The organism is Actinoplanes philippinensis (genome assembly GCF_900113015.1).
Classification (GTDB): domain Bacteria; phylum Actinomycetota; class Actinomycetes; order Mycobacteriales; family Micromonosporaceae; genus Actinoplanes; species Actinoplanes philippinensis.
In genome coordinates this window covers 409,511-435,242 of record NZ_FONV01000005.1, presented here as the reverse complement: position 1 = coordinate 435,242, position 25,732 = coordinate 409,511, and the positions used below count along the sequence as shown (strand labels likewise).

The window sequence follows — 25,732 nt, the reverse complement described above, 5'->3', positions numbered from 1 at the left end:
CGCGCCAGTATCGCCGCCTCCTACCAGAGGAGGAGAAGCCCTCCTTCGGCCGGTCGCCGATGCGGCCCCCGGACGGACGATTCCGCCGCCCGGAACGGCGAACGTAAGCCCATGACCACCATCGATTCGCTCACCGCGGGCAGCCTGCCCGCCCAGCGCGGCGAGGCCCGCTGGAACCGGCCGCTGCTCTTCCTCACCGCCGCGTCGGCGGTGCTCGCTGTCATCGCCCTGACCGGGATCTTCGTCGACGACCGGATCCTCACCGGCGTGCCGATCTGGCTGAAGCCGTTCAAGTTCGCCGTGTCGTTCGTGTTCTACGCCTTCACGCTGGCCTGGATGCTGGCCGTCCTGCCGCGCCGCAGCCGTGCCGCCGAACGGGCCGGCGTCGTCATCCTCGCGGTGGCGGTGGTCGAGCTGACCATCATCGTGACCCAGGTGATCCGCGGTACGACCAGCCACTTCAATGTCAGCACGCCGCTGAACGAGACGCTCTGGAACATCATGGGGCCGTCGATCATGGTGCTGTTCCTCGCCCAGGTGGTGATCGCGGTGGCGGCGTTGCGGCAGCGGATCCCGGACCGGCCGGCCGCCTTCGCGATCCGGCTGGGACTGGGCATCTCCCTGCTCGGCATGGCGATCGCCTTCCTGATGACCTCGCAGACGACCGACGCCGGGCTGCTCGGGGCACACTCGGTCGGCGTGCCGGACGGTGGGCCGTCGATGCCGGTCACCGGGTGGAGCACCACCGGCGGCGATCTGCGGATCAGCCACTTCGTCGGGCTGCACGCCCTCCAGGCGCTGCCGCTGCTGGCGTACGGGCTGGCGCGCTGGACCCGGCTGGCGGAGGTGGCACGGGCCCGGCTTGTGCTGATCGGCGGGAGCGCGTACGCCGTAGTGGTGATCCTCTTGACCTGGCAGGCGCTGCGGGCGCAACCGCTGCTGCAACCGGACAGCCTCACCCTCGCCGCGTTCGCCGCCGTGGCCGCCGTGACCGGCGTCGCGAGCGCCGCCGCGATCCGGGGCCGGGCGTGACCGCGACCCTGTTCTCCCTGACGTTCCTGCTGGCCGCGCCGTTCTGGGCGCTGATGATCCTGCTGCCGAAGTGGTCGTGGACCACCCGCATCGTGCGCAGCCCGCTGATCGTGCTGCCGATCGTGGCGATCTACGCGGCGCTCATCCTCCCGGACTTCGGTCACGTGTGGGCGAGCGTGTCGAATCCGACCCTGGACGGGGTGGCCGAGTTGCTCGGCTCCCCGGCCGGGGCGGCCGCCGGCTGGGCGCACATGCTCGCCTTCGACCTGTTCGTGGGCCGCTGGTCCTACCTGGACAGCCGCGAGCGCGGGCTCCCGGCGCTGCTGATGGCGCCGATCCTGGTCCTGACCATCATGCTCGGGCCGCTGGGGCTGGCCGCCTACCTCGCGGTGCGGCCCCGCCGGCCCGAGCGCCTAGGCTGACCGGCATGAACTGGGCGGGCCGCCTTCTCAACGCGCGGGAGACGCTCCCGCGCATGCTGCTGCTCATCCTCAGCGGTGTCGCCTACCTGCTCGTCATCTGCGGGACGCAGGCCCCACCGACCGGGCCGCAGTGGCTGCTCGCCGGGCTCGCGTTCGCCGCCGGGCTCCTGCTGCACCGCCGGCAGCCGGTCAACCTGCTGGTGCAGACACTGCTCTTCGGGATCGCGCTGGCCTTCCTCGAGGACCCGACGATCAACCAGGTGGGCACCGCGTGGGCGCTGGGCGAGCTGGCCTTCTGGGCGCCCCGGGCGGTCTGGATCGCGGGCGGCGCCGGCCTGGTCGCCGTGACGTATCTGTCGCTCGGCCTGCCGGGCGCGGGCGTCGGCGTCACCGAGGCGATGCTGGGGCTCAGCACCAGCCTGGGCATGCCGATCCTGCTGGGCCTGGTCGGCCGGACCACCCACCAGCTGGGCCTGCAGGCCGCCCGCCGGACCGAGTCGGAGCAGCGCGCCGCCCGCGCCGACGAGCGCGCCGCCATCGCCCGGGAGCTGCACGACGTGGTCGCCCACCACATCGCCTCGGTGGTGCTCCGGGTCGGCGTGGCCCGGCACGTCCTGCCGGACCTCGACCCGAGGGTGACCGACGTCTTCGACGACGTCCACCGGACGGGGACGGAGGCGTTGACCGATCTGCGGCAGCTGGTCGCGGTCCTCCGAGACCCCGAGGGGGTACGCGGTGACGCCGCCCTGACCGCGATCGAGCCGTCGGCCCTGCCCGCCGCACTGGACGGCGCCGTGGAGAAGGCCCGCCTGGCCGGGGTGATCGTGGAGGCCGAGATCGACCCGGCGGTCGGCTCGCTGGACGCGGTGCGCGGCCTGGCCGTGCTCCGGCTCACCCAGGAGGCGCTGACGAACGTGGCGAAACACGCCGGCCCGTCGGCCACGGCCTCGTTACGGGTCCGCACGGCCGGCTCCGGTGTGGAATGGGCGGTGGTGGACGACGGCGGAGGGCCGACCGGCGCGCGGGACGTCCCGGTGGGCGGCGGTCACGGGCTGACCGGCATGCGCGAGCGGGTCGAGGTGCTCGGCGGGACCCTGACCGCCGGGCCGGACGGGAAGGGATGGCGTGTGAGCACGGTGCTGCCGGGATGATCCGGGTGCTGCTCGTCGACGATCAGCAACTGATCCGGGCCGGGTTGCGGATGCTCTGCGACGCCCAGCCCGGCATGGAGGTGGTCGGCGAGGCCGGTGACGGGCGGGCCGCGGTCGAGCTGGCGGCCCGGCTGCTGCCCGACGTGATCGTGATGGACCTGCGGATGCCCGGCGTCGACGGCATCACCGCGACCAGCCGGATCATCGCCGCCCGCCCGGCGGCCCGGGTGCTGGTGCTCACCACGTTCGGCGACGACGACCACCTCTACCCGGCGCTGCAGGCCGGCGCGTGCGGGTTCCTGCTCAAGGACGCCCCGCCGGAGGAGCTGCTGCACGGCATCCGGCAGGCGGCGACCGGGGAGAGCCCGTTCAGCCAGGACGTGCTGCGCCGGCTGGTGCGCCGCGCCGTCGACGCCCGGCCCGAGCCCCGCGGCCGGGTCGGCGGCCTGACCGCCCGCGAGCAGGAGGTGCTGGAGCTGGTCGGGGAGGGGCTGAGCAACACCGAGATCGCCGAGCGGATGCACATCGGGGTGACCACGGTGAAGACGCACATCACCGCGCTGATGACCAAGACCGGCAGCCCCAATCGGGTACGCCTGGCGCTGCTCGCCCATCGGGCCTGACTCCTCAACCGGGACGCCCGGCGGCCGATCACGCCGGGCATGCGTAAGTGGATCGCCGCGGCGGTGGCCGCCTCCGTCATCGTGTCCCCGGCACCGGCGCACGCCGCCGACGAGCCGGCCGCCCGCTACATCGTCACGATGAAGAACGGCCTCCCGGACCTGATCGCCGGCCGTCTGCTGCGCCAGTTCCGCAGCTTTCCCGGTTACGTCACCGAGATGACCGCGAGCCAGGCCCGGCGGGCCGCCGCCGACCCGTCGGTCCGGCACATCGAGAGGGACCGGAAAGTCGCGCTCACCGGGACCCAGAAGAACCCGGTCTGGGGACTGGACCGCATCGACCAGCGGAGCAGGTCGCTCTCCCACAGCTACCGGCCGTCCGCCGACGGCGACACGGTGCACGCCTACGTCATCGACACCGGCATCCGGACCACCCACCGGCAGTTCGGCGGGCGGGCCGTCTCCGGTTACGACTTCGTCGGCCGCGACGACGACGCCGACGACTGCAACGGCCACGGCACGCATGTGGCCGGCACGATCGGCGGATCCACCTACGGCGTGGCCAAGAAGGTCGAACTGGTCGCGGTCCGGGTGCTCGACTGTGCCGGCGAGGGATACATCTCGGAGATCATCGACGGCATCGACTGGGTGACCCAGCACGCGCAGCGACCCGCGGTGGCCAACATGAGCCTCGGCGGCGAGCACAGTCCGGCGCTGGACATGGCCGTGGAGGACTCGATCGCGGCCGGGATCACCTACGTGGTGGCGGCCGGCAACGAGGACCGGGACGCGCGCCGCAGCAGCCCCGCCGACGTGCCGGCGGCGATCACCGTGGCGGCGACCGACAGCCGGGACCGGCGGGCGTCGTTCTCCAACTACGGCAAGGCCGTGGACATCTTCGCGCCGGGCGTCGGCATCAGGTCGTCGGTGGCGAGCAGCGACACCGCCAGCGAGAAATACAGCGGCACGTCGATGGCCGCGCCGCACGTGGCCGGCGCCGCCGCCCTGATCCTCGACGCGAACCCCTCTTACACCCCCGCGCAGGTACGGGCGAAACTGGTCGCGAACGCCACCAAGGGCAAGGTCACCGACCGGGTCGGCGCACCGAACCGCCTGCTCCACATCCCGGCCCCGCCCAAGCCCGCGGTGATCGCCACCGGTCAGACCCCGCAGGCCGGGGTGGGCGTGCCCTACTCGGCGCGGCTGGCGCTCGCCACTGCCCGCCGCGGCGCCTGGAAGGTCGACTCGGGCACGCTCCCGGCGGGTCTCTCGCTCTCCGCTGCCGGGGTGATCTCGGGTACCCCGGAGAAGCCGGGCCGGTACACGGTGACCGTCCGGTTCACCGACTACGTGCCGCAGGCGGTCACGAAGCGGGTGGTGATCCCGGTGGTCGCCACCACGCCGATGATCACCACCGAGGTGCTGCCCGACCTGATCGTCGAGGTGCCCTTCGAGCAGTGGTTCGAGGTGGCCGGCGGACGGGACGGCGTCTGGGCGCTGGACTCCGGCGAGCTGCCCGCCGGGCTGAGCCTGACGACGGACGGCCTGCTCAGCGGCGTGCCCACCGGTCCGGCGGGCGTCTCCTGGACCTTCACGATCCGGTTCACCGACGTCTGGGGCCAGACGGGCAGCAGGACGTACACGCTGACCGCCCGCTGACCCGCGAAGACGCCGCCGCCCTCACCAGTCGAGGGCGGCGGCGTACTTCTGTGCGATGGCGGTGGACTCGGGCAGATCGCTCTCCAGCACCGGCAGGCCCGGCCGGACCACGGTGGCGCCCAGTTCGACCAGCAGCTGACGCAGCAGCGCCTCGGCCGCGGCAGCCTGCGGGGCGACGCCGGCGGTCACCACCGGGACGGCCGGTTTGCCGGCCAGCGCCTGCGCCGGGAGCTGATCGAGCAGCACCTTGAGCACGCCGGTGTAGCTGCCCTTGTACGTGGGCGTCGCCACCACCAGCAGGTTCGCCTCGCCGAGCGCGGTGACGGCGGCCTTCGTCGCCTCGTCGCCGGGGGTGAGCAGACCGGCGCCGAGCGAGCCGACCTCGATGACATGCGGCTGCGGAGACCCGAGCTGCCCGGCGATGGCCTCGCCGACCGCGATGGCGAGCGTCGACGTCCTGGATCCGGCCCGGGGGTTGCCGGACACCACCACGATTCCCGTCATGACATGACCTCTCTGGCTTCAGCGAGCCGGCGCGGACCGGGCGGCCCGGCGTGCGTTCCACCAGTGGGGAATCGCCCCCACTGTGGAGGACGGCGCCTGGCCGGCCTCGTGACGCATATCCTAGTTAGCCGATAGGGAATTGTCACCACGGGCGATATGATGCCTACCACTGCCTATCTAACTGATAGGAAATGTATCCTTGCCCCACCCGCCGTGAAGGAGCAGTCATGTCCGCACTGGCCGTCGCCCACCCGCACGCCACGTACCCTCGCCCGGTCCTGCTGCGACCGGTGCCCGACCCGCCGCCGGAGCAGCATGTGGACGATGACCAGGCGCCAGTGACCGTGACGATCAGCATCGCGGGCGGGGCGAGCGGCCGGGAGCGTGTGCTCGCGGCGCTGCGGGAGCTGGTCGACGCGGCCGGGGCGACCACCGCCGTGGAGCTGGGCGGTGTGCCCGCCGCGCCGGCTGCCGAGGGCGCCGCCGAGATCCGTCTCGACCCGCGGGCGCGCACCGCCTTCCGTGGCGGCCGGCTGCTCGAGCTCAGCCGCCTGGAGTATGACCTGCTGATCTTCCTGGCCCGGCACCCGCGTCAGGTGTTCAGCCGTTCCCAGCTGCTCACCCACGTCTGGGGCCACCGGCACACCACCAACCGCACGGTCGACGTCCATGTCAGCCGCCTGCGGAGCAAGCTCGACGACCCTGAGCTGATCACCACGGTGTACGGCCTGGGCTACCGGCTCGCCGACGACGCCCCGATCGTCGTCGTCGAGCGGTAAGCAGGCAGTTCACGTGTGTCGATGTAGCTGCTGCGCCGGCCGGTGACCTCGGGTCGCCGGCCGGTTGCGTTTCCTCCGGCTTCATCCCGAACGGGTAATAGGTCCGCGATATGCAAGGGGTGTATGCCCAGTTCAGCGCGCTGTTGATCGCCGTTCGATGATCGTTAACACGTCTTGCCAGCAGATTGAGAGATTTAAATACTTGCGAGCACGGGTGCGCCGGATCGGGCGTACCTCCCCTTACCCGTTCCCCCTGGGAGGAAACGTGCTCAACCCGAAGCTTCGCCGACCGATCGTCGGCCTTGCCGTGGGCATCCTCGTCGGAAGCGGACTCGCCGCCACCCCCGCCGCGGCCGCTCCGATCGCCGACCCCACGGCGCTGGCAAACACCCTCGACGCTCGTCTCGGCGCCCGTGACGCGGGCTCCTATATCGACGCCTCCGGCAAGCTCGTCGTCAACGTGACCGACGCCGCCACCGCCGCCGAGGTGAAGGCCACCGGCGCCACCCCGCGCTTCGTCGCCCGCAGCGGCGCCACGCTGGCCGCCGCCGACGACAACCTCAAGGCCAACCTGAAGACCCCGGGCACCGCCTTCGCCGTCGACCCGGTCACCAACCAGGTCGTCGTCTCGGTGGACGAGAGCATCACCGGCGCCAAGCTCGACGCGGTCAAGGCGACCGTCGCCAAGCTCGGCGACGCCGCCCGCATCGAGAACGTCCCCGGCAAGATCAGCCTCCGCATCTCCGGCGGCGACGCGATCTACGCCCCCAGCGGCGGCCGCTGCTCGCTCGGCTTCAACGTGCGCAACAGCGCCGGCACCAACTACTTCCTGACCGCCGGCCACTGCACCAACATCTCGGCGACCTGGACCAACGGCTCCACCACGCTCGGCACCCGGGCCGGCACCAGCTTCCCGGGCAACGACTACGGCATCGTCCGCTACACCAACACGACCATCACCAAGACCGGCGGCGTCGGCACCTCGGTCGACATCACCTCGGCGGCCACCCCGGCCGTCGGCGCGACCGTCTACCGCCGTGGCTCCACCACGGGCACCCGCTCCGGCCGGGTCACCGCGCTCAACAGCACGGTGAACTACGCCGAGGGCTCGGTCTCCGGCCTGATCCGCACCACCGTCTGCGCCGAGCCCGGCGACAGCGGCGGCTCCCTCTACTCCGGCACCACCGCGCACGGCCTCACCTCGGGCGGCAGTGGCAACTGCACCAGCGGTGGCGTCACGTACTTCCAGCCGGTGGTCGAGGCCCTGAGCGCGTACGGCGTCTCGGTCTTCTGACACCCGGCAGCGGTACGGCGATGACGCCCGCACCGTGACCCCACCCGCCTCCGGTCACTTGATCGGGGGCGGGTGCCGTGTATCACAATCGATGAATGACCACAGTGAACAACGGCCCCAAGGTGCACCGGGGTGGCACGGCGCCGGGCTGCCCGGTCCGGGTCGGCGACGACGGCGTCTGGCGCATCCAGGACTACGCCACCGCGCGGCTGTTCCTGCGGCACACCGACACCCGGCAGGCCGGCCTCGGCATCGAGAACGCGTTGCGTCACCAGCACCGGATGCGGCTGCCGATGCTCTACCGGGACGGCCCGGAGCACCGCGAGCAGCGCCGACAGACCGCCCGCTACTTCACCCCGAAACGGGTCGAGACGGCGTACCGGGAACTGATGCAGCGGCTCGCCGACCAGCAGTGCGAGGTGCTGCGGCGGCGCGGCGCGGCCGACCTGTCGGCGCTCTCCTTCCGGCTCGCCGTCGCGGTCGCGGCCGAGGTGGTCGGCCTCACCGACAGCGCGCCGGGGATGCCGCAGCGGCTCGACAGGTTCTTCGCCATCCCCGACCCGGACGCGCGCGGGCTCGCCGCGGTCCGGCAGAAGGCGTTCAACAACTTCGTGCTGATGTCGTTCCTCTGGCGCGACGTCCGCCCAGCCGTCGCCGCCCGCCGCCGCAACCGCCGCGACGACCTGATCTCCCACCTGCTCGACCAGGGCTGCACCCTGCCCGAGATCTTCGGCGAGTGCGTCACCTTCGCGGCCGCCGGCATGGTCACCACCCGCGAATTCATCACCGTCGCCGCCTGGCATCTGCTCACCGACGAAACGTTGCGTGCGCGCTACACCGACGGCGACGCGACCGACCGGATCGCCGTCCTGCACGAGATCCTGCGGCTCGAACCGGTCGTCGGCGACCTGCTCCGGTGGACCACCGCGGACGTCGAGGTCGGCGAGGCGACCATCCCGTCCGGCGCCAAGGTCGAGGTGGGGGTGGCCGCAGCCAACCTGGACCCGGCCGAGGCCGGCGACCAGCCCCGCGCGGTCTGCCCGGGCCGGCCGGTCGGACCCGGGCTCTCCTTCGGCGACGGCGCGCACAAGTGCCCCGGCGCGCACATCGCCATCCAGGAGACCGACATCTTCCTGAGCAGGCTGTTCGCGATGCCGGGCCTGCGCATGATCAAGGAGCCGACCGTGACGATCCGGCCCGACATCGCCTCCTACGAGATCAAGGGCCTGGTCCTGGCCGTCTGACCGGGCCGGCCTCAGTCGTGGGTGCGCTCCTCGCCGCGGCGGCGCAGCATCTTCAGGCCCGGCAGACCGGCGATCGCCAGGTGCAGGTCCTCGGTCACCTCGAGCAGCTTGTGCAGGTCCGGACCCATCTGGTCGAGCTTGCCCAGCAGCGGCATCACGTCGTGGACCAGGTGCCGCTGCAGGGCGGGCAGCTCGTCGATCATGCGGATCGCGGCGGTCACCTCGTCCGGAGTCAGCTCGGACACGAACCGGGCGGCGAGCGGGGCGGCCTGACGCAGCGTGGGGGAGTAGTCACCGATCAGGCTCTCGACCTCACCGGCCACCGCGTTCGCCCGAGTAGTGATGGACGTCACTCCATCGATTGTCGTGTCGGCCCGGACGGCGATGGCCGAGACGTCGTCGATCGCCCTGTCGGCCCGCGTGGTGATCGCCGACACCTCGTCGATCGCCGTGTTCGCCCGGGTCGCGATCGCGGTGACCTCGTCGACGGCGATGGCCGCCGCGGTGGCGACGGCCCGGGTCTCGGCGACCGCCGACTCGGCGGCGGTCGCCACCGCGGACACCCGCTCGATCAGCTCCTCGGCCCGGCCCGCCGCCAGCGTGATCCGGTTGATCAGCAGCTCGGTCTGGCCGATCAGGGCGACGGCCCGCACCGGGATCGTCGCCGCGGTGGCCGCCGTCTCGATCACCTTGCCGGCCGCCGAGGTGGTCATCTGGAGGGCTCCGGACACGAGTGAGAACATGCACCCATTGTGCGCCGGTTCCGCACCCCGCTCCCGGTGACGGGCTGTGCCGGGGCGGGAGCCGAGCGTCGAAAGTCGGGAATACACAGGAATCCGGTGAGCCATCCGGCCGCAAGACACGGCACTATGCATGGGTGCGACGTACCCGGAATCTCATCGTGACGGCGGCCGCTCTCGGTATTCTGGGAGGCTCGGTCCTGGTGGCGAAGGGTCTCCTGGCCGACGGCGGTACCGGCGGCACCGGCGGTGGCGGCACGCTGGCCGGCGTCTTCCAGGACGAGCCGAAGGCTTCGCCCACGCCCACCGGCCCCACCCCCGAGGAGCTGGCCGCCATCGAGCGCGCCAAACGGGTGAAGGCCCTCGACGCGGCGCTGAAGAAGTACGCGTCCGGCAAGCCCGAGTTCTCGGTCGCCGTGCTGGACCGCAAGACCGGCGAGACGTATGCGTTCCGTGGCGACGAGAAGTACGAGACCGCCAGCGTCGTCAAGGTGCAGGTGCTGGCCTGCCTGCTGCTCACCGCACAGGACGCCGACCGGAAACTGACCGGCTCGGAGAAGGCGCTGGCGGACAAGATGATCCGGTACAGCGACAACGACGCCACCACCGCGCTCTACGGCAAGGTCGGCAAGATCACTGGCCTGACCGCCTGCAACAAGCGCCTCGGCCTCACCCAGACCAAGGTCAGCGGCTCCTGGGGCCTCACCCGGACCACCGTGACGGACCAGGTGGTGCTGCTCTCCCAGCTGGTCGACGAGAAGAGCGAGCTGTCCGAGGCCTCCCGGGAGTACGCCCACAAGCTGATGAGCACGGTCGCCCCCGATCAGGACTGGGGTGTCCCGGCCGCCGCCGAGGAGGGCGAGGACGCCACCGTCAAGAACGGCTGGCTGCAGCGTGACACCGAGGGCAACCTCTGGATCATCAACACGGTCGGTCAGATCACCGACGACGACACCGACGTGTCGATCGCCGTGCTGTCCCACACCAACCGGACGATGCCGGCCGGCCAGAGCCTGGTGGAGAAGGTCGCCAAGCTCACCCGCACACATCTCAAGTACTGAGCAGGCCGGGGAGGGCGCCGGTCCAGCCGTCCAGCACGCGCGCCGGGTCGGTGCCCAGGACGCCGGACAGCAGGGTGGCGTAGACGTCCCGGAAGTCGACGGTGTATTTCAGGTCGCCGTCGTCGAGATCGGTGAGGCTCGGCGGCTCACCGTGCAGACCGCCGGACACGCCGTCCCCGAGCACGAACATGTCCGACGCGGTGCCGTGGTCGGTGCCGTCCGAGGCGTTGGCCCGTACCCGGCGCCCGAACTCCGAGTAGACCGCGATCACGACCCCCCGGCCGGCCATCCGGTCGGCGAACGCGGTGAGCGGCTCGTCCAGCCGGGTGAGCAGCGCCCGTTGCTGGGCCTTGCCGTCGGCGTGCAGATCGAACCCGCCCAGTGACACCGAGTAGACCCGGGTCGCCGCGCCCGCCTCGATGCACCGGGCCACCAGGGCGAGCTGCCGGTCCAGGGGAGGGGCCGCGCCGCCGGTCGCGGTCGCCGGCGCCTCGTCGTCGTCGGACTCGGCGCCCTCCGGCGTGTCCTCGCTGACCTGGCTCATCAGCTCCCGCACCCGGATCAGGTCGGCGAAACAGGCGGCGGCCCGGGCCTGGGCGGGCGCCTCGCCCGGCGAGGGGGTGCCGAACGCGGCGACCGACTCCGGGGACACGCCGCCGGGCAGCGCCAACTCCCCGCCGGGGACGGTGGCGCCGGCGCTGATCGCCCCGGCCAGCAGCGGTGGCAGGACCGGCTCGAAGGACACGGCCAGCCGGGGATCGCCGCCCGCCGTGTCGAGCCAGCGGCCCAGCCAGCCGGTGACTCCCGGGCGGCCGGGCTGTGCGGTCTGCCAGATGTCCATCGACTGGAAGTGGCTCCGGTTCGGCTTCGGATAGCCGGCTCCGCGCACGACGGCCAGCCGCCGCTGCCCGAACAGCCGGTGCAGCCCGGCCAGGCCCGGGTTCAGGCCTACGCCCCCACCCAGGTCGAGAACCTCGTCCGGGCCGTAGGCCAGATCGGGCCGGGCGGCCGCGTACGCCGGATCCGCGTACGGCACGACGGTGTTCAGCCCGTCGTTGCCGCCGTAGAGGGTGACCAGCACCAGGGTCTTCGCCGCCGGGTCACGGTCGCCCGCGGTGTCCAGGACGTCGCGGAGCCGGTAGGCGGCGGCGCCGGCCGTGAGCAGGCCACCGGTGACGCCGCTGGCCACGAGGAACCGGCGGCGGGTGATCGTGTCCATTGCTGTTCCGTCCTCACTGAATCGCGTACTCGGGGCTGGCCAGGGCAGTCGCCAGCAGCCGCTTCGGGTTCGTCACGGCGCGCAGGGCGGACACCGTACGGTCGGTCCAGCCGTCGACGACGAGCACGTCGGCCAGGACGTCGAGCCGGTCGTCGCCGGTCAGCCGGTCGGTCACCTCCGGCGCCAGGTCCGCCAGCCATTGCCCCGCCCGCAGACGGGTCAGCGTCGACGCCGTGGTCAGCCAGGCCACGCCGGCCGGCCAGCCACCGACCGACGGCGGCCGCAGCGGGATCTGGCCCAGCGCCTGCAGCGTGGAGACCAGCCGCCGGTGCTCGCCGGCGGACAGCCGCCCGATCGGCACGCCGAGCTGGCGTACCGCGCCGACCAGCCACTCGACCGGCTGCTTCACCAGGGTTCCGGTGGTGGCGGCGAACGCCGGGTCCCGGCAGAGCGCGGACAGCAGCGCCGTGGTGTCCCGGCCGGCCGCGGTGATCCGGGCCGTCACGTCGGCCGGTGGCAGGCCGTCGGCGGAGGCGTACCGTGCCCACAGCCGGCGTGTGACGAACGGCAGGTGCGCCTCGTGCCGGACCAGGAGATCCGCGTACCCGTCGACGTCGAGCGTCCCGGTCCGGCCCAGCAGGGTGACCGGCCGGGCGTCGTGCCGCCGGGTCTCCAGCCGGGCCGTGCCGGCCACCCGGTCCACCTGCCAGCCGGTGAGCACCCGTGCGGCCGCTTTGACGTCGTCCTCGGTGTACGCCCCGACGCCCAGCGTGAACAGCTCCATGACCTCGCGGGCCAGGTTCTCGTTCGGCGCCTTCCGGGAGTTCCGCTGGCCGTCCAGCCACAGGATCAGCGCCGGATCCCGCAGCATGGCCCGGACCAGCGGCCCGGTGTCGCCGCTGCCGTAGCGCCGGAACGTCTGCTGCTGAGCGAGCATGAGCGGCGCGGATCGCACCTTGCGGGCGCTGGTGGCCCAGTGACCGTGCCAGAAGAACGTCAGCTTCTCGGCCGCGCCGCCCGCGGCCATCCGCTCCAGCCACCAGCGGGTCAGGGCGGCGACCTGGCCGGCCTGCTCACGCCGGGCCGCCTGCCGCTGCTCGCGGGTGGAGTCCCGGCCGAGCCGGGCTGCCGGGTCCGGGCCCAGGTCCGGTGGCGCGGGATCGGCAGCCGGACGCAGCAGGGCACGCAGCGTGGCCTCGAAACCGGACCGGGCAGCGGCGTCCACCTCGGCGGAGGTCGGCCCGAACGTGAGCCGGCGGAGCAGGTGCGACACCAGGCGGCGATCCGTCATACCGGCAACGTAGAACGTCGATGTACGGAGAACGTAAGCGCCGGATCCGGAGGAGGTTCACCGTGCCGTGGCGCGGGCCGCCCGTCTCTTCGAGAACCGGCTGAGGACCTGGTTGACCAGCAGGATCAGCGCCACCGCGGCGAGGACGCCCTGCCACGGCTCGGGGAAGATCGAGCCGCCGGCCAGGCCGATCGCCGCATACACCACCGACCAGAGCGCGCACGCCGGCAGGTTGGCCACCACGAACGTGCGCCACGGGAGGCCGGCGAACGCCGCGGCCAGCAGCACCGGCACCCGGCCGCCCGGGATCAGCCGCGACACCAGCAGGACCGGGACCTGCCGAGCCCGCAGCCGCTCCTTCACGCCGGCGAGATGCTCCTCGTCACGCAGCCAGCGCAGCCGCCGGGCCAGCTGCTCGCCACCGAATCGGCACATCGCATACATCACCAGATCGCCCAGGTAGGCGCCGGCCGCGCCGGCCGCGACCACCAGCGCGATCAGGTACGGCCGGTCGTGGAACGCGAGCGCCGCCGTGCCGCTGACCGCCGCCCCGGTCGGCACGATCGGCACGATCGCCCCGAACGCGACCACCAGGAACAGCCAGCCCGTGGCGCTGAGAGTGCCGATCACCGGTGCACGCCGAGGGTCTCGCCGTGCGCCAGCACCCGCACCCGGCTGTCCGGCGCGGCCTCCGCCGCGAACTCGGCGAACCGCGCGCCCGGCTCGTCGAACATGTGCCGGCGGACCCGGCCCATCCCGATCGGCCACAACGTGCCGTAGTGCACCGGCACCGCCCACGCCGCCTTCACCCGGCGCAGCGCCTCGGCGCCGGCCCGGGCGTCCAGGTGGCCGTGCGCGCCGAGGGTCGGGCCCCAGCCGCCGACCGGGATCAGCGCCAGATCGAGCGGGCCGAGGTCGTGCATCCCGTCGAACAGGCCGGTGTCACCGGCATACCAGGTCCGGGCCGTGCCCTCGATCACGAAGCCGATCGCGGCGGCCCGGTCCCTCGACCACGGGCCACGACCGCCGTCATGTCGCGCGGGGACGGCTCTCACCCGTACCCCCTTGATCTCCGTCTCGTCGCCCGGCCCCAGCTCGACGCAGCGCCCGGCCGCCTCCGGCATCGCTCTCGCGGCGAAGGCCGCGGCCCCGCGCGGCATCACCAGGACCGGCTCGCCGGGCACCGCCCGCAGCGACGGCACGTGGAAGTGGTCGGCGTGCAGGTGGGACAGCAGGATCGCGTCGGGCGAGCCGGGCAGGCGCGGCGACGGGCCGGCCATCCGCCGCAGGTGGGCGAGCCGCCCGGTGAGCACCGGATCGGTCAGCAGACGGGCCCCGGAGTCGGCGAGCCACACGGTGCTGTGCCCCCACCAGGTGACCTCGGTCGTGCTCACCGCCCCACGGTACCCAGGCGCCTCAGGGCCAACCCGCACGCGCGGGCGAACGTGTGCTGGAACATCACCGCGAGCGGCCCGGCCACCCGCATCAGCCGGCCGGCCGGGCGGCTGAACGCGGTGACGGTCAGCCACACGTCGTCGTGCTCGTCGCGCTCGACCACGAACGCCTCCTCGCCGGTCGCCGGGTGGCCGGGGCGGGTGCCGTACGCGAAACCGATCCGGTCGCCCTCCTCGACGGTCCAGACCACCTCGCACGGGGCCCGCAGCGGCCCCAGCCCGACGGTGAGCAGCACCCCGGGCGCGGCCCGCCCGGAGTCGGCGCTGATCCGGGCGCCGATGGCCCGGTGCATGCGGAAGGTCAGCACCGCCTCGCCGGCCCGGGCCAGGGTCTCCTCGCCGCGCCCGATCCGGGCCCGGTGCCGCAGATGCCGGTAGCCGGACGGCATCCGCCCGGTACGGGTGAACCCGACATGTGGATAGGTAACTTCGGTCACCCGTGCAGTGTGCTCCTCGTCGCCGCGCCGACGCCTGTCGAGTCGCCGCCGTGACATGACTCCGGCACACTGAGCGACGTGACTGGACCCCGCTGTGCTGTCGTGGTGAACCCCACCAAGGTGGCCGATCTCGATCAGTTGCGCCGGACCGTCGACCGCGCGCTGTCCCGCGCCGGCTGGCCCGCCGCCGGCTGGTATGAGACCACTCCCGAGGACCCCGGCCGTGGCCAGGCCAGGAAGGCCGTCGCCGAGGGCGCCGAGCTGGTCTTCGCGTGCGGCGGCGACGGCACGGTGACCGCCGTCGTCACCGCGCTGGCCGGCTCGGAGGTGGCCCTGGCCGTGCTCCCGGCCGGCACCGGCAACCTGCTCGCCGCGAACCTGGGCCTCGGCAACGACCCGGCCACCGGCCTGGAGGTGGCGCTGGAGGGCGGCCGCCGGCGCATCGACGTCGGCGTGATCGACGACAGGTGCTTCGTGGTGATGGCCGGGATGGGCTTCGACGCGCAGATGCTCGAGGACACCTCGGAGAAGGCGAAGAAGCGGATCGGCTGGCTGGCGTATGTCGGCGGCGCCGCGAAACACCTGCTGGACCGCCCGATGCGGGTCCGGATCCGGCTGGACGGCGGCCCGCCGATGCCCCGCCGGCCGGCTGCCGTGATCGTCGGCAACGTGGGCCGGCTGCAGGGCGGCGTGCGCCTGCTCAGCAAGGCCGAGCCCGACGACGGCAAGTTCGACGTGGCCATCCTCAGCCCCACCAACCTGGCCCACTGGGCGGCGCTGGCCTGGGCCGTGGTGAGCCGGCGCGAGCGGGTGCCGCTGATGGAGACCTACACCGCAGCGCGGGTTGAGATCTACAGCAACCGGGCACAGGCGCGTCAGCTCGACGGCGACACCATCGCCCCGGGCAAGGTCATGAAGATCCACCTCCGGCCCAAGGCGCTGCTGCTGTGCGTGCCGCAGCCGGACGCCGATCCGGATCTGGCGTACGACGCCGGCGCCGTCGCCAAGCGGGCAAAGGAGAGGGCTTGAGCAGCACCCAGCCGGTCCCCGAGACCCGGATGATGCCGGGTGACAAACTCTCCGCCGACGACGCCTTCCACGCGTTGTGGCACTACGGGCGCTGGCCGCTGCTGCACGACGCGTTCGTGCGGTTCCGTTACGGCGACGGGTTCAGCCACTCCCGGGCGTTCGCGTTCCAGCTGTGCCTGGCCATCGTGCCGTTCCTGATCGCCCTCTCCGGGCTGGCCACCGATCTGGGCGTGGAGGACGGCGGCCGGATCGTCGCGGACACCGTCATCGCGCTCACCCCGGGCGCGAGTGAGCCGCTCGTCGCCGAGCTGCTGACCGACGACGACCGTACCGAGGAGGCCGGCGAGGTCGCCCTCACCCTCGGTCTGATCGCCGGCCTGTTCGCGCTGACCAGCGCGATGGCCCAGATCGAGCGCGGGGCGAACCGCATCTACGGCGTCGAACGGGACCGTCCGGCGCTGCGCAAGTACCTGCGGGCCGCGATCCTGGCGCTGGTCGCCGGGCTGCCCGCGCTGTTCGGGTTCCTGCTGCTGGTGGCGGGCCGGGCGGCCGGCGACTCGGCCCAGGAGCACTTCGGCCTGCCGCACGGCCTGCGGGTGGCGTGGGACTTCGTCCGGTGGCCGCTGAGCCTGGTGCTGATCGTCTTCGCGGTGGGCCTGCTGTTCCGTCACTCGGTCCGGCGCAACCAGCCGGCCCTGTCCTGGCTGCTGTTCGGCGCCGTGGTGTCGACCGTGCTGTGGTGGCTGGCGAGCCTGCTCCTGGCCGGGTACATCCGGTTCAGTGAGGGGTTCGGCGCCACGTACGGGCCGCTCACCGCGATGATGGCGCTGCTGCTCTGGGCCAACCTGACCGGCATCGCGCTCTTCCTCGGGCTGGCCTTCGCCGCCCAGCTGGAGGCACGCCGGGTGGGGGTGCGGCGGCCCGCGCTGGAGGACCGCTGGGAGCCCGACCCGGAACCGGAGGTTCCCGCCCAGCGCGAACCCGGTGTACCGGCGGAGCCCACCGGGTAAGAACGGCGCACCTCTCCCGGACGAATCAGGAGTACGCCGTGACCGACAAGCGACCCCGGTGGGCGCCGGTACGACACTTCGCCGAACGCAGCGTGCTGGGCCTGGCCGCCGTGACCGCGATCGGCCTCGCCTTCGGCATCCTGCTGCTGCTGGTGCGTTTCCACTGGCAGCCGCTGCTCGGCCTGGACCGGTCGGTGGCCGACGGGCTGAACAGCTGGGCCTCCGGCTCGGACACCATCGTCGCGGTGCTGACGCAGATCTCCTCGTTCGGCGGCCGCGGCGTGATGATCCCGCTGGTGGCGCTGCTGGTCACGGTGCTGCTGATCCGGCGCCTGCCCCGCCCGGCGCTCTACCTGACGGTCACCGGGCTCGGCGCGCTGATCCTGGACCCGTCGCTGAAGGCGCTGATCGGGCGGCTGCGGCCGGTCGTCGAGGTGCCGGTGGCGTCCGCGCCGGGCAACAGCTTCCCCAGCGGGCACGCGCTCGGCTCGATGGTCGTCTACGGGATGATCGTGCTGGTCTTCCTGCCCGCGGTGCGGCGGCGGTGGCGGCCGTGGTTCATCGGGCTGGCCGCGCTGATCGTCGCCGCGGTCGGGTTCACCCGGATCGCCCTGGGCGTGCACTTCCTGTCCGACGTGATCGGCGGCTGGCTGCTCGGCGTGGCGTGGATCAGCGTCACGGCGTACGCCTTCCGGATCTGGCGCCGCGAAGCGGGCCGCCCGGTGCCGGCGCTCACCGACGGCCTGGAGCCGGAGGCCGCCCCCGACCTGCGTCCCGCGCCCGCCGAGGAGGCGGTCCTGCCGCATCCGTGGGCGAAGGCGGCCGAGATCCTGGTCGGCTGGGTGTTCGTGTTCGGCATGCTCTACCTGGTCGGCTACTCGGTGAACCGCTGGGAGCCGCCCTTCGACGACGGCTTCCCGCGCTGGCTGCAGACCTTCCGCACACCGTCGCTCGACGACCTGAGCTGGATGGCCAGCAAGGCCGGCGACACCCACGCCATCCTGATCATCTCGCTGATCTTCTGCCCGCTCGCGCTGGCCCTGTGGCGGCAGTGGCGGCCGGTGCTGTTCCTGGCCCTGGCCATGATGGGCGAGCTGACCCTCTTCCTCTGCGCGGCGGCCGCGGTCGGCCGGGAGCGCCCGTCGGTCGAGCAGCTCGACGGCACGATGCCGACGTCGTCGTTCCCGTCCGGGCACATCGCGGCGACCATGTGTCTCTGGGCCGCCATCGCGATCATCGTGATGGCCCGGGTCCGGCAGCCGTGGCGCTGGATCTTCCCGGCCCTCGCCGTGATCATGCCGGTCATCGTGGCGCTCTCCCGGATGTACCGCGGCATGCACCACCCCACCGACGTGCTCGGCGCCACCCTGCTGACCGCCGGCTGGCTGACCGTCCTGTATTTCACGGTTCGCCCGAACGCGCACGCCGAGACCGCCTCCGAGGCGGCCGCGGAGGCCGAGCAGGTGACCCGCCGGCCGGTGACGGTCGGATGACGCTGCGGCTGATGACCTGGAACATCAAGAACGGCGGCGGCGACCGCCTGCCGGCGATCATCCGGGTCATCCACCGCGAGCAGCCGGACGTCCTCTGTCTCCAGGAGCTTCAGAAATTCCGGAGGTACGGTCCACGCCTGCACCGGTTGGCGCAAGAGGCCGGCATGACCGTCCACCTTGCGCCGGCCGGGTTCGCGCAGCCGGTCGCGATCCTGGTGCGCCCGCCCCGGCGGATCCTGCGCCGCGCGGCGATCCGCTGGCGGCTGCACCACGCGGCGGCGATCGCGGAGGTCGAGACCACCGCCGGCCCGCTGCGCGTGGTCAGCGCCCACCTCAACCCGTTCTCCCCGTACCGCCGCTACCGGGAGGCCCGCTGGCTGTCCGCCCGCTACGGCTCGCCCCGCCGGATGACGCTGATCGCCGGCGACATGAACGGCCTCGACCCGGACGGCGACCACACCGCCACACTGGACGAGCTGCATTCGCTCTTCCGGCAGCGGCACCTCGCCCCGGACGGCGCCGCGGACACCCGGGCTCTCACCGCGTTCCGGCAGGCCGGGTTCACCGACCTGTGGGCCGCCGTGGGGGAGGGCGACGGGCGTACCGTCCCGACCGGTTTCGCCGGCCGCGAGTTCGGCGCCATGCGCCTGGACTACCTGCTGGCGACCGCGCCGCTCGCGGCCCGCGCGCGGCGGGCGTGGGTGGTCCGCGACGACATCACCGCCGAGGCCTCCGACCACTATCCGCTCCGCGCCGACGTGGCCCTCTAGCCTCACGCTATGACCGTCGAGTTCCCGTCGCCCACCATCCCGGCCGCCGATCGGGCCGAGGTGTTCACCCGCTACCTGGACTATTTCCGGGAGACGCTGCTGGCGAAGACCGCCGCGCTCGATGAGGCGGCGCTCCGGTCCAGCCGCCTGCCGTCCGGCTGGACCCCGCTGGAACTGGTCAAACACCTGCGGCACGTGGAACGGCGCTGGATCGAGTGGGGCTTCGAGGGCCGCGAGATCCCCGACCCGTGGGCCGACCAGCGCGACGACCGCTGGCACGTCTCGGAGTCGGAGACCCTGGCCGGCCTCTCCGCGGAGCTGCGCGCCCAGGGTGTGCACACCGCCGCGACGATCGCCGCCAACGACCTGGACACGGTGGGCCAACCCGGCCCGCGCTGGTCCGGCGCCGACCCGGCCACCCTGGAGCGCGTCTGCTTCCACCTGGTCCAGGAGTACGCCCGCCACCTCGGCCACCTCGACATCGTCGCCGAACTGGCCGGAGCCCCCACCGGCGAATGAAACCGGCCGGTCCTCAGGGTCGTTCTGGCGGTGCTCGGGCAGCTCTGGGGTCAGCCGGAGACGACGCGGTCGCGGCCGGAGCGCTTGGCGGCGTACAGGTTGCGGTCGGCGGCCGACAGCATCGCCGAGAAGGTGCTCCGGCCCTCCGGCGCCGTGGTGATCCCGATGCTCGTGGTCACCGCCAGCGTCCCGGTGATCGGCTCCCAGCCGTGCGCCCGGATCCGCAGCCGCAGCCGCTCGCAGCGGGTGGCCGCCTCCTCCGCGTCCACCCCCGGGTAGACCAGCAGGAACTCCTCGCCACCCATCCGCGCCGCGAACGCCGACCCGGACGCCGCCTCCTCCAGCAGCTCCGCCACGTGCTGCAGGACGGTGTCGCCGGTGGCGTGCGACAGGGTGTCGTTGACCCGCTTGAAGTGGTCCAGGTCGACGATCGCCAGCGACACCGGGCGACGACGGGCCGCCGATTCCATCAGCAGAGCCGGCACCCGCTCGTTCACGTAGCGCCGGTTGTACAGGCCGGTCAACGCGTCCCGGTGGGCCATCTCCCGGAAGTGCTCACTGGCCCGGCGCGCCTCGTTGGCCTCGAAGACGGCCTGCAGGGCGCGGGCCCGGGCGTCGCGCTGGACCGACTGGAGCGCGGTCGCCGCGGCATGGAAGGCACGATGCTCCTCGTACGCCTCGGCGAACCGGCCCGTGTCGGCGTACAGCGCGGCCTGCTCCTGCCGGACCCGGGCGCCGATCCCGGCCAGACCCCGTTCGGTGCACACCGCCCGGGTCGCGTCCAGGGCCTCCTGCGCGGCCTCGTACCGGCCGGCCAGACGGCGGGCCTGGGAGAGGGTGAGCTGGCACTCGGCGACCGCGTCCCCCTCGTTGGCGGCGACCAGGTCGGCCAGCACCGGGGAGAGCAGTTCCTCCACCGCGCCGTACCGGCCGCCCATCAGCTCGACTTGCGCCATCGTGTCCAGCTCGTTGGCGGTGAACCGATATCCGGTCCGGGCCTGCAGCTCCCGCATCTGCCCGACGAGCATCCGCGCCTCGGGCTCGTCACCGATCTCGACAGCCGTGTACGCCATGTTGTTCAGCACCGACGAGGTGACCTCGTGGTCCCCCGCCTCGACGGCCAGCATCAGGGCCTCCTGCGCCCGGACCTTCCCGTCGGCGTGCGAGCCGGTGTCGTCGAGCGAGACCGACAGCGTCATCAGGTGCCGGGCCCGCAGGCTGGGCGGCACGTCGTCGGTGAGGAAGGCGACACCCTGCAGCGCGTGGGCGAGCGAGTCGGAGAAGTCACCCACATGCCGATAGAAGACCGACAACTCCCGATGGGTACGGGCCAGCAGATAGTGGTCCTCGTGCTGCTCGGCCCAGACGCGTACCTGATGGGCCAGCTGACCGCCCTCGCCGGTCCGCCCCTCCCGGAGCAGCACCCCGGCCTGCAGCAGGGTCGCCCGCTGGACGAGCCCCTCGGCGCCCAGCTCGGCGGCACGCTCCCGCAGCTCCCGGGCGGGCTCCCCGACGGTCCGGAACGCCGACAACGGCCGTCCCTCGAGCTCGGCCGCGGCGGATTCGAGGGCGTCGAGCTCGTGATGAGGCTCGGTGGGCACACGGCTCGCCGTCTCCGTCGTCACTGTTCCTGCTTTCCTGTAGCCGCCGTGACGACCCACGTTCCGGCGGCCCGGTAGCTTTCCGGTTCGCACCGGGTTGCGGATCGGTTGCGGGCGGACGGTCGTCATCCGGCAGGAGCCGGCCGACGGTCGATCCTCACCAAGAGAGATGCCGGGGTCGGGCATCGCCGGGGGAGACGCCGGTGGGCGGTGGGATCACCGCTTGGTGCACACCGGGGCGGCGGCCGCGATCTCCTGCTCCTCGCCTCGCACCGCGACCGTGATGCAGTAGTCGTAGCGTTCGCTGAGGCTGTAGACGACGTAGTCGGTGGCCCCGGCGGGCAGTTCGGCGACGGTGACCGGTGGCCGATCCGAGCGGGCCACCGTGATCAGCACCTCGCCGCGGGCGTCGCGTGGGTACTCCCATTGCAGGGAGACGCTCGGCCCCTCGTCGCGGAGCCGGACGTTTTGCGGAGAGCCCGGCTCCGAGGTGGCGGTCAGCGCCTGGGCGCCGGTCGCCGTGGTGGCCGGCGGCTCCGGAGTGGTCGCCCCATCCGCGCCGGGCAGGGTCAGGATCACCACCGCGGCGGCGGCCGCGACTCCACCGGCCAGCACCGTGGCCAGCAGCAACGGATGCCCCGCCCGGGAGCGCCGAGTCGATGACGGCAGCCGCCGCGAATTCGGCGGATCGGTGAGCGTGCTGGCGCGGGCCGTGCCGACCGGAAGAGGACGGCCGTCCTCGCCGTAGTCGGGCGCCCGGTTGCCGGGCAGCGGGGGCGGGGTGTCGGCGCGGGCGTGCCGGCCGGTCGGGTCGCCAGGCAGCCGGTGCACGTCACTCAGATACAGCGGCTGCTGGTAGACGGTGCCGTTGGGATCGGTCGGCCGGTTGTCCGGCGGCATCTCGTCATCGAGCCCGTCCGGATCGACGGAGCCGGGGTAGGGATCGGCGGCGTGCGACGGTGATCCGGCGGTCCGAGAGCTTGATCCGGCCACGTGAGGTCGGGTTTCGGCGGGCCGGGTTCCGGTGGCGTGAGGTCGGGTTTCGGCGGGCCGGGTTTCAGTGGCATGAGGCCCGGAGTCGGCAGGTCGGGATTCGGCAGGCCGGGATTCGGCAGGCCGGGATTCGGCAGGCCGGGTTTCCGTGGCGTGCGGCCGGGAACCGGCGGTGCCAGGACGAGTTTCGGTGGCGCGCGGCCGTGATTCGGCGGTGTAGGAACCGGATTCGGCGGCGTGAGCCGGAGACTCGGCAGGCCTCGAATCCGCCGGGTAGGGCCAGGGATCGGCGGTCCCACGACGAGGATCGGCGGTGCGATGCGGGTATTCGGCCGTGCCAGGGCGGGGTTCAGCCTCGCGAGGAAAAGGACCACCAGCGCCGGGAGAGGGGCGGGCGGCACGAGGATCAGGCTCGGTGCCGGGATAGGAAGGGGCTGCGCGAGGGCGAGGAATCGCGGCCCCAGGAGGCAGGCCGGCAGTGCCAGGGCGGGTGTCGGCAGTGCTGGGGCGGGCATGGGCAGCGTCGGGGCCGGCATCGGCAGGCCCGGGGCGGGTAGTGGCGGCATGGGAACCGGACGCGGTGGTGCCGGGACCGGGCGCGGTGGTGCCGGGGCGGGACGCGGTGGTGCCGGGGCGAGAGTCGGTGGTGCCGGGGCGGGACGCGGTGGTGCCGGGGCGAGAGTCGGTGGTGCCGGGGCGGGACGCGGTGGCGCCGGGGTGAGAGCCGGTGGTGCCGGGACCGGGCGCGGCGGTGCTCGGGCGGGAGTCGGTGGGGCCGGGCCACGGTTTGCCGACTCCGGGGCGGGAGGCGTCGAGGCCCGGATAGACGGTGCCGTTCGGGTCGGTGGGGCGGTCGTCGGGTGGGGGCTGGCCAGGCGCGTGGGCCGGGAACGCCGCCGGGCGGCCGCCGGCCGGGTCGGTGACGGTGGGGCGGCGCGGGAACGGGCGGAACGGGCGGCCGCCGGTGGTGTCTCGGCGACCGCAGGTGTGCCGGCCGGACGACGTGCCGGCGACCAGGGCGGCGGACTGCCGGGCCAGTGGGTGATCGGCCGCCAGGTAGCGGGCGCACAGCTCGCTCGCCAGTGCCAGGTGCTCGGCCGACTCCGTCGCCAGGCCGCACTCCCGCTCCATCGCGCCGAGCCGGGCGAGCATCTTGATCCCGGCGGGCGCCGCGTCGCCGTGCACCCGGCTGTGCCGCCGCCAGGCGCGGGCCAGCCGGGACCGGGCGGTCGAGCAGTGTCCCGCGGCGTGCTCGGCGGTGGCCAGGTCGGCCTCGGCGGCCAGCACCCGTGGCGAGTCCGGGCCCTCCAGCGCGGCGAGCTCGCCGACCAGGTCGTGATAGACGGAGGAGGCCCGGCCGTGCTGGCCGATCCGCTGCAGCACCGCCGCGTGCATGGCCGCCGCGGCGATGGTGCGCTCGTCGCGGGCGCCGTGCAGGCGTTCCTCGGCCGAGTGGGCGAAAGCGGCCCAGAGCCGCGCCGACTCCGGGTCGCCGAGGGCGATCAGGACCCGGGCGTGCAGGGCGGCGGCGACGGCGAGGTCAGCGGTGGCGCGGCGGGGATCGGCGTCGGCCGTACGCAGGACGTCGGCCAGGACGTCCCGGGCGCCCGCGAGATCACCGGCCGACGTCAGGGTCTGCGCCTGGGCGGTGAGCTCAGCGAGCGGAGGGGCCATGTATCCCATAGTGCTCACGCGAACACCATGGGTACAAGTTTCCGGTACCGAAGTGGACAGGGTAGAAACACGATGTGTCCCCGATTGTGACCGTCAAACGTGAGCTTCTCGTCCGCCACCTGCAGGCATGGGCCGCCGGTGCGCTTCATCACGCCCGCCGTGCCACCTATGTGCACGGCTATGCCGACGGGGACGGGGGAGTGGCGGCCGAGGCGGCCGTGCGGGTCCTCGCCGATCTGCCCGGCCTGGCCCGCGGGCGGGAACTGTCCATGGTGGCGGTCGGCGACGACGTCACCGAGGTGGGACGGCGGCTCGAGGCCGCGCAACGGGAGTCGGGAGCGGCGGCCGGGCTGTCGGTCCTGCCGGTCGGCGGCGGGACGGACCAGCGGCTTCCGGTCGCGCTGAAAGCGGCCGGCGCTTCACGCGTACCCCTGATGGGTTTTCTCGACGCGGCAAGCGGGGGGAAGCCGCCCGCGGTGACCACCGTCGCTGCGATCGCGGCCGGGAAGCCGGCCGAGGTTTTGCTCGCGCTGCCTCCCGGCAGCCCGGTCGACCCCTATCGGGGTCTGGGTTTTCCGCTGGTCACGGCCGCTGAGCTGGCGACCGGGCCGGAGCCCGGCGAGGTGGTGGTCTTCGCCACCACCTCGGGGCGGAGTCTGGAGAGCTTCAAGGAGGCGCTGTGGGCGGTCGATGAGTTCGCGGGGGTACGGCTACGTGACCCCGGCGATCCGGAGCGGCATCTCCTCGACATCTCGCTGAGCCCGCATCCCGGCCCACTGCGGCGGGAGTTGCTGGCGCACCTGGAGCGGGTCGGAGCGGCCACGGTGACCGAGTTGCGCACTTTCGCGCTCACCGAAACCGTCTATCGCGCCGCTGACGCCACCCGGGTCCTGCACACGCTGATCGACACCGGGGCGGTCGCCCGCGAGCCGGCACACGGCCGGCTCGGCGGCGACGTCATGATCCGCCTTTAGCGCGAGCGGCTCTTGTCCTGCTTCCAGGACAGCGGGCCGGGCAGGTCGACGCGGTGGGCGCGGGTCTTGGAGTTCCAGGACCAGCGACCGATCTTCAGGCTCCACGACGAGTAGCCGTTCTCGGTGAAGTTCAGGACCAGCGGCCCGATCTTCTTGCGGCTGCGGTAGACGATGCCCATCGGAACTTCTCCCATCTACGTTCTGATGGGCCGGAGATTTCCCGATGGGGACAATCCACAAACGTCAGCGTGGCTGCCAGGCGTCGGGGCGGGTGGTCAGCTTGCGCACATGCGCCGGCATCCGCCCGCTGATCAGCTCGGCGAGGCTCACCTCGTCGAGCACCTCACGCACCGCGGCCCGCACCGCCACCCACAGGTTCGGCAGGTTCTCGGCCGCCCCCGTGTACTGCGTCTCCTCCGGGCGGAGGCCGCGCACACCGGCCAGCGGGCCGTCGACCGCCCGGATGATCTGGCCGATCGTCACATCCCGCGGTGGGTGCGACAGCGTGTAACCGCCCTCGGCGCCGCGTTGGGCCCGGACCACGCCGGCGCGGCGCAGGTCGGCGAGCACTGCCTCGAGGAACTTCCGGGGCATGCTCTGGTCTTGGGCAATGGCCTGAGCGGACATCAGTGCGGGGTAGGCCTGCGCCAAACTGAGGGCGGCCCGCACCGCGTAGTCACCGCGCGCGGAGATCTGCACCTGACTATCATGCCCCGCCCGCGCATCCCCGATGCACATACCCCAGGGAGTTGTGGGAATTCA

26 protein-coding genes are annotated in these 25,732 nt (G+C 72.9%); 15 read left to right on the top strand and 11 right to left on the bottom strand.

All coding sequences use genetic code 11. The features are described from left to right. Positions 1-111 precede the first annotated feature (111 nt). The 5 genes from BM290_RS15330 to BM290_RS15310 are packed head-to-tail and all read left to right on the top strand — an operon-like array spanning position 112 to position 4,884. Positions 112-1,032 carry a hypothetical protein gene (locus BM290_RS15330; protein ID WP_093614393.1) on the top strand — a complete coding sequence of 307 codons (921 nt, stop codon included), beginning with the start codon at positions 112-114 and terminating at the stop codon, positions 1,030-1,032. Then, positions 1,029-1,454 carry an ABA4-like family protein gene (locus tag BM290_RS15325; protein WP_093614391.1) on the top strand — a complete coding sequence of 142 codons (426 nt, stop codon included), beginning with the start codon at positions 1,029-1,031 and terminating at the stop codon, positions 1,452-1,454. The genes BM290_RS15330 and BM290_RS15325 overlap by 4 nt, the downstream gene beginning before the upstream one ends. A 5-nt stretch (positions 1,455-1,459) precedes the next feature. Beyond that, positions 1,460-2,605 carry a sensor histidine kinase gene (locus tag BM290_RS15320; protein WP_093614389.1) on the top strand — a complete coding sequence of 382 codons (1,146 nt, stop codon included), beginning with the start codon at positions 1,460-1,462 and terminating at the stop codon, positions 2,603-2,605. Next, entirely contained in the window at positions 2,602-3,228 is a 627-nt protein-coding gene (locus BM290_RS15315; RefSeq protein ID WP_093614387.1) for a response regulator transcription factor, read from the top strand. The genes BM290_RS15320 and BM290_RS15315 overlap by 4 nt, the downstream gene beginning before the upstream one ends. A gap of 39 nt (positions 3,229-3,267) precedes the next feature. Next, entirely contained in the window at positions 3,268-4,884 is a 1,617-nt protein-coding gene (locus tag BM290_RS15310) for a S8 family serine peptidase (protein WP_093614385.1), read from the top strand. Between the two features lie 21 nt (positions 4,885-4,905). Here BM290_RS15310 and BM290_RS15305 read toward each other — a convergent pair whose 3' ends face one another. Further along, positions 4,906-5,388 carry an NADPH-dependent FMN reductase gene (locus tag BM290_RS15305; protein WP_093614383.1) on the bottom strand — a complete coding sequence of 161 codons (483 nt, stop codon included), beginning with the start codon at positions 5,386-5,388 and terminating at the stop codon, positions 4,906-4,908. Positions 5,389-5,615: 227 nt separating this feature from the next. On the opposite strand from BM290_RS15305, the gene BM290_RS15300 reads away from it, so the two are divergent. The 3 genes from BM290_RS15300 (at position 5,616) to BM290_RS15290 (ending at position 8,705) form a co-directional block, all read left to right on the top strand. Then, positions 5,616-6,167, top strand: a complete 552-nt coding sequence (locus BM290_RS15300) for a winged helix-turn-helix domain-containing protein (RefSeq protein ID WP_093614381.1) — start codon at positions 5,616-5,618, stop codon at positions 6,165-6,167. 265 nt (positions 6,168-6,432) lie between these two features. Continuing rightward, entirely contained in the window at positions 6,433-7,461 is a 1,029-nt protein-coding gene (locus tag BM290_RS15295; protein WP_093614379.1) for a S1 family peptidase, read from the top strand. A 95-nt stretch (positions 7,462-7,556) separates the two neighbouring features. After that, the gene (locus BM290_RS15290; RefSeq protein WP_093614377.1) at positions 7,557-8,705 is read left to right on the top strand and encodes a cytochrome P450; all 1,149 of its coding nucleotides are present in this window, start codon (positions 7,557-7,559) and stop codon (positions 8,703-8,705) included. Positions 8,706-8,716: 11 nt separating this feature from the next. On the opposite strand, the gene BM290_RS15285 is transcribed toward BM290_RS15290, so the two are convergent. Beyond that, positions 8,717-9,448 (bottom strand): hypothetical protein, encoded by a 732-nt coding sequence (locus BM290_RS15285; RefSeq protein WP_093614375.1) that lies wholly within the window; start codon positions 9,446-9,448, stop codon positions 8,717-8,719. Between the two features lie 134 nt (positions 9,449-9,582). Between BM290_RS15285 and BM290_RS15280 the strand changes: the two genes are divergently transcribed. Continuing rightward, a complete protein-coding gene (locus BM290_RS15280; RefSeq protein WP_239143560.1) occupies positions 9,583-10,506 on the top strand; it encodes a serine hydrolase in 924 nt (307 codons plus the stop codon). Here the strand turns inward: BM290_RS15280 and BM290_RS15275 are convergent. Genes BM290_RS15275 through BM290_RS15255 form a run of 5 tightly spaced genes read right to left on the bottom strand, consistent with a single transcriptional unit; the run spans position 10,496 to position 14,907 of the window. Further along, a complete protein-coding gene (locus BM290_RS15275; RefSeq protein ID WP_093614373.1) occupies positions 10,496-11,725 on the bottom strand; it encodes a DUF1501 domain-containing protein in 1,230 nt (409 codons plus the stop codon). The genes BM290_RS15280 and BM290_RS15275 overlap by 11 nt on opposite strands. 13 nt (positions 11,726-11,738) lie before the next feature. Beyond that, entirely contained in the window at positions 11,739-13,016 is a 1,278-nt protein-coding gene (locus tag BM290_RS15270; RefSeq protein ID WP_093614371.1) for a DUF1800 domain-containing protein, read from the bottom strand. A 57-nt stretch (positions 13,017-13,073) separates the two neighbouring features. Further along, positions 13,074-13,646: a DedA family protein gene (locus BM290_RS15265; protein ID WP_093614369.1), complete on the bottom strand. Its 573-nt coding sequence runs from the start codon at positions 13,644-13,646 to the stop codon at positions 13,074-13,076. Next, positions 13,643-14,410 (bottom strand): MBL fold metallo-hydrolase, encoded by a 768-nt coding sequence (locus BM290_RS15260; protein WP_093614367.1) that lies wholly within the window; start codon positions 14,408-14,410, stop codon positions 13,643-13,645. Before BM290_RS15260 ends, BM290_RS15265 begins: the two co-directional genes overlap by 4 nt. Then, the gene (locus BM290_RS15255; protein ID WP_093614365.1) at positions 14,407-14,907 is read right to left on the bottom strand and encodes a DUF1990 domain-containing protein; all 501 of its coding nucleotides are present in this window, start codon (positions 14,905-14,907) and stop codon (positions 14,407-14,409) included. The genes BM290_RS15260 and BM290_RS15255 overlap by 4 nt, the downstream gene beginning before the upstream one ends. A gap of 78 nt (positions 14,908-14,985) precedes the next feature. Between BM290_RS15255 and BM290_RS15250 the strand changes: the two genes are divergently transcribed. Genes BM290_RS15250 through BM290_RS15230 form a run of 5 tightly spaced genes read left to right on the top strand, consistent with a single transcriptional unit; the run spans position 14,986 to position 19,728 of the window. Next, the gene (locus BM290_RS15250; protein ID WP_093614363.1) at positions 14,986-15,936 is read left to right on the top strand and encodes a diacylglycerol/lipid kinase family protein; all 951 of its coding nucleotides are present in this window, start codon (positions 14,986-14,988) and stop codon (positions 15,934-15,936) included. After that, positions 15,933-16,946 carry a YihY/virulence factor BrkB family protein gene (locus tag BM290_RS15245; RefSeq protein WP_093614361.1) on the top strand — a complete coding sequence of 338 codons (1,014 nt, stop codon included), beginning with the start codon at positions 15,933-15,935 and terminating at the stop codon, positions 16,944-16,946. The genes BM290_RS15250 and BM290_RS15245 overlap by 4 nt, the downstream gene beginning before the upstream one ends. 38 nt (positions 16,947-16,984) lie before the next feature. After that, positions 16,985-18,439, top strand: a complete 1,455-nt coding sequence (locus BM290_RS15240; RefSeq protein WP_093614359.1) for a phosphatase PAP2 family protein — start codon at positions 16,985-16,987, stop codon at positions 18,437-18,439. Further along, positions 18,436-19,209 (top strand): endonuclease/exonuclease/phosphatase family protein, encoded by a 774-nt coding sequence (locus BM290_RS15235; protein WP_093614357.1) that lies wholly within the window; start codon positions 18,436-18,438, stop codon positions 19,207-19,209. The genes BM290_RS15240 and BM290_RS15235 overlap by 4 nt, the downstream gene beginning before the upstream one ends. A gap of 9 nt (positions 19,210-19,218) precedes the next feature. Beyond that, entirely contained in the window at positions 19,219-19,728 is a 510-nt protein-coding gene (locus BM290_RS15230; RefSeq protein WP_093614355.1) for a DinB family protein, read from the top strand. Between the two features lie 50 nt (positions 19,729-19,778). Here the strand turns inward: BM290_RS15230 and BM290_RS15225 are convergent, their stop codons facing one another. Next, complete coding sequence (locus BM290_RS15225; RefSeq protein WP_093614353.1) at positions 19,779-21,353, bottom strand: GGDEF domain-containing protein; 1,575 nt, start codon at positions 21,351-21,353, stop codon at positions 19,779-19,781. Positions 21,354-21,545: 192 nt separating this feature from the next. Then, the gene (locus BM290_RS49715; protein ID WP_244903922.1) at positions 21,546-24,014 is read right to left on the bottom strand and encodes a hypothetical protein; all 2,469 of its coding nucleotides are present in this window, start codon (positions 24,012-24,014) and stop codon (positions 21,546-21,548) included. Positions 24,015-24,070: 56 nt separating this feature from the next. On the opposite strand from BM290_RS49715, the gene BM290_RS15210 reads away from it, so the two are divergent. Continuing rightward, positions 24,071-24,970, top strand: coding sequence for a hypothetical protein (locus BM290_RS15210; protein ID WP_093614351.1), 900 nt, complete (start codon positions 24,071-24,073; stop codon positions 24,968-24,970). Here BM290_RS15210 and BM290_RS15205 read toward each other — a convergent pair. Together BM290_RS15205 and BM290_RS15200 are read right to left on the bottom strand one after the other, a co-directional pair. Beyond that, a complete protein-coding gene (locus BM290_RS15205) occupies positions 24,967-25,149 on the bottom strand; it encodes a DUF4236 domain-containing protein (protein ID WP_043522949.1) in 183 nt (60 codons plus the stop codon). The genes BM290_RS15210 and BM290_RS15205 overlap by 4 nt on opposite strands. A 64-nt stretch (positions 25,150-25,213) precedes the next feature. Next, positions 25,214-25,669 (bottom strand): RrF2 family transcriptional regulator, encoded by a 456-nt coding sequence (locus BM290_RS15200; protein ID WP_093614349.1) that lies wholly within the window; start codon positions 25,667-25,669, stop codon positions 25,214-25,216. Positions 25,670-25,732: the final 63 nt, after the last annotated feature.

Excerpts from the sequence above, each read along its gene's own strand:
- BM290_RS15330 (WP_093614393.1), top strand. The coding sequence starts at position 112 with ATGACCACCATCGATTCGCTCACCGCGGGCAGCCTGCCCGCCCAGCGC.
- BM290_RS15320 (WP_093614389.1), top strand. The coding sequence starts at position 1,460 with ATGAACTGGGCGGGCCGCCTTCTCAACGCGCGGGAGACGCTCCCGCGC.
- BM290_RS15315 (WP_093614387.1), top strand. The coding sequence starts at position 2,602 with ATGATCCGGGTGCTGCTCGTCGACGATCAGCAACTGATCCGGGCCGGG.
- BM290_RS15310 (WP_093614385.1), top strand. The coding sequence starts at position 3,268 with ATGCGTAAGTGGATCGCCGCGGCGGTGGCCGCCTCCGTCATCGTGTCC.
- BM290_RS15305 (WP_093614383.1), bottom strand. The coding sequence starts at position 5,388 with ATGACGGGAATCGTGGTGGTGTCCGGCAACCCCCGGGCCGGATCCAGG.
- BM290_RS15300 (WP_093614381.1), top strand. The coding sequence starts at position 5,616 with ATGTCCGCACTGGCCGTCGCCCACCCGCACGCCACGTACCCTCGCCCG.
- BM290_RS15290 (WP_093614377.1), top strand. The coding sequence starts at position 7,557 with ATGACCACAGTGAACAACGGCCCCAAGGTGCACCGGGGTGGCACGGCG.
- BM290_RS15285 (WP_093614375.1), bottom strand. The coding sequence starts at position 9,448 with ATGTTCTCACTCGTGTCCGGAGCCCTCCAGATGACCACCTCGGCGGCC.
- BM290_RS15275 (WP_093614373.1), bottom strand. The coding sequence starts at position 11,725 with ATGGACACGATCACCCGCCGCCGGTTCCTCGTGGCCAGCGGCGTCACC.
- BM290_RS15270 (WP_093614371.1), bottom strand. The coding sequence starts at position 13,016 with ATGACGGATCGCCGCCTGGTGTCGCACCTGCTCCGCCGGCTCACGTTC.
- BM290_RS15235 (WP_093614357.1), top strand. The coding sequence starts at position 18,436 with ATGACGCTGCGGCTGATGACCTGGAACATCAAGAACGGCGGCGGCGAC.
- BM290_RS15230 (WP_093614355.1), top strand. The coding sequence starts at position 19,219 with ATGACCGTCGAGTTCCCGTCGCCCACCATCCCGGCCGCCGATCGGGCC.
- BM290_RS15205 (WP_043522949.1), bottom strand. The coding sequence starts at position 25,149 with ATGGGCATCGTCTACCGCAGCCGCAAGAAGATCGGGCCGCTGGTCCTG.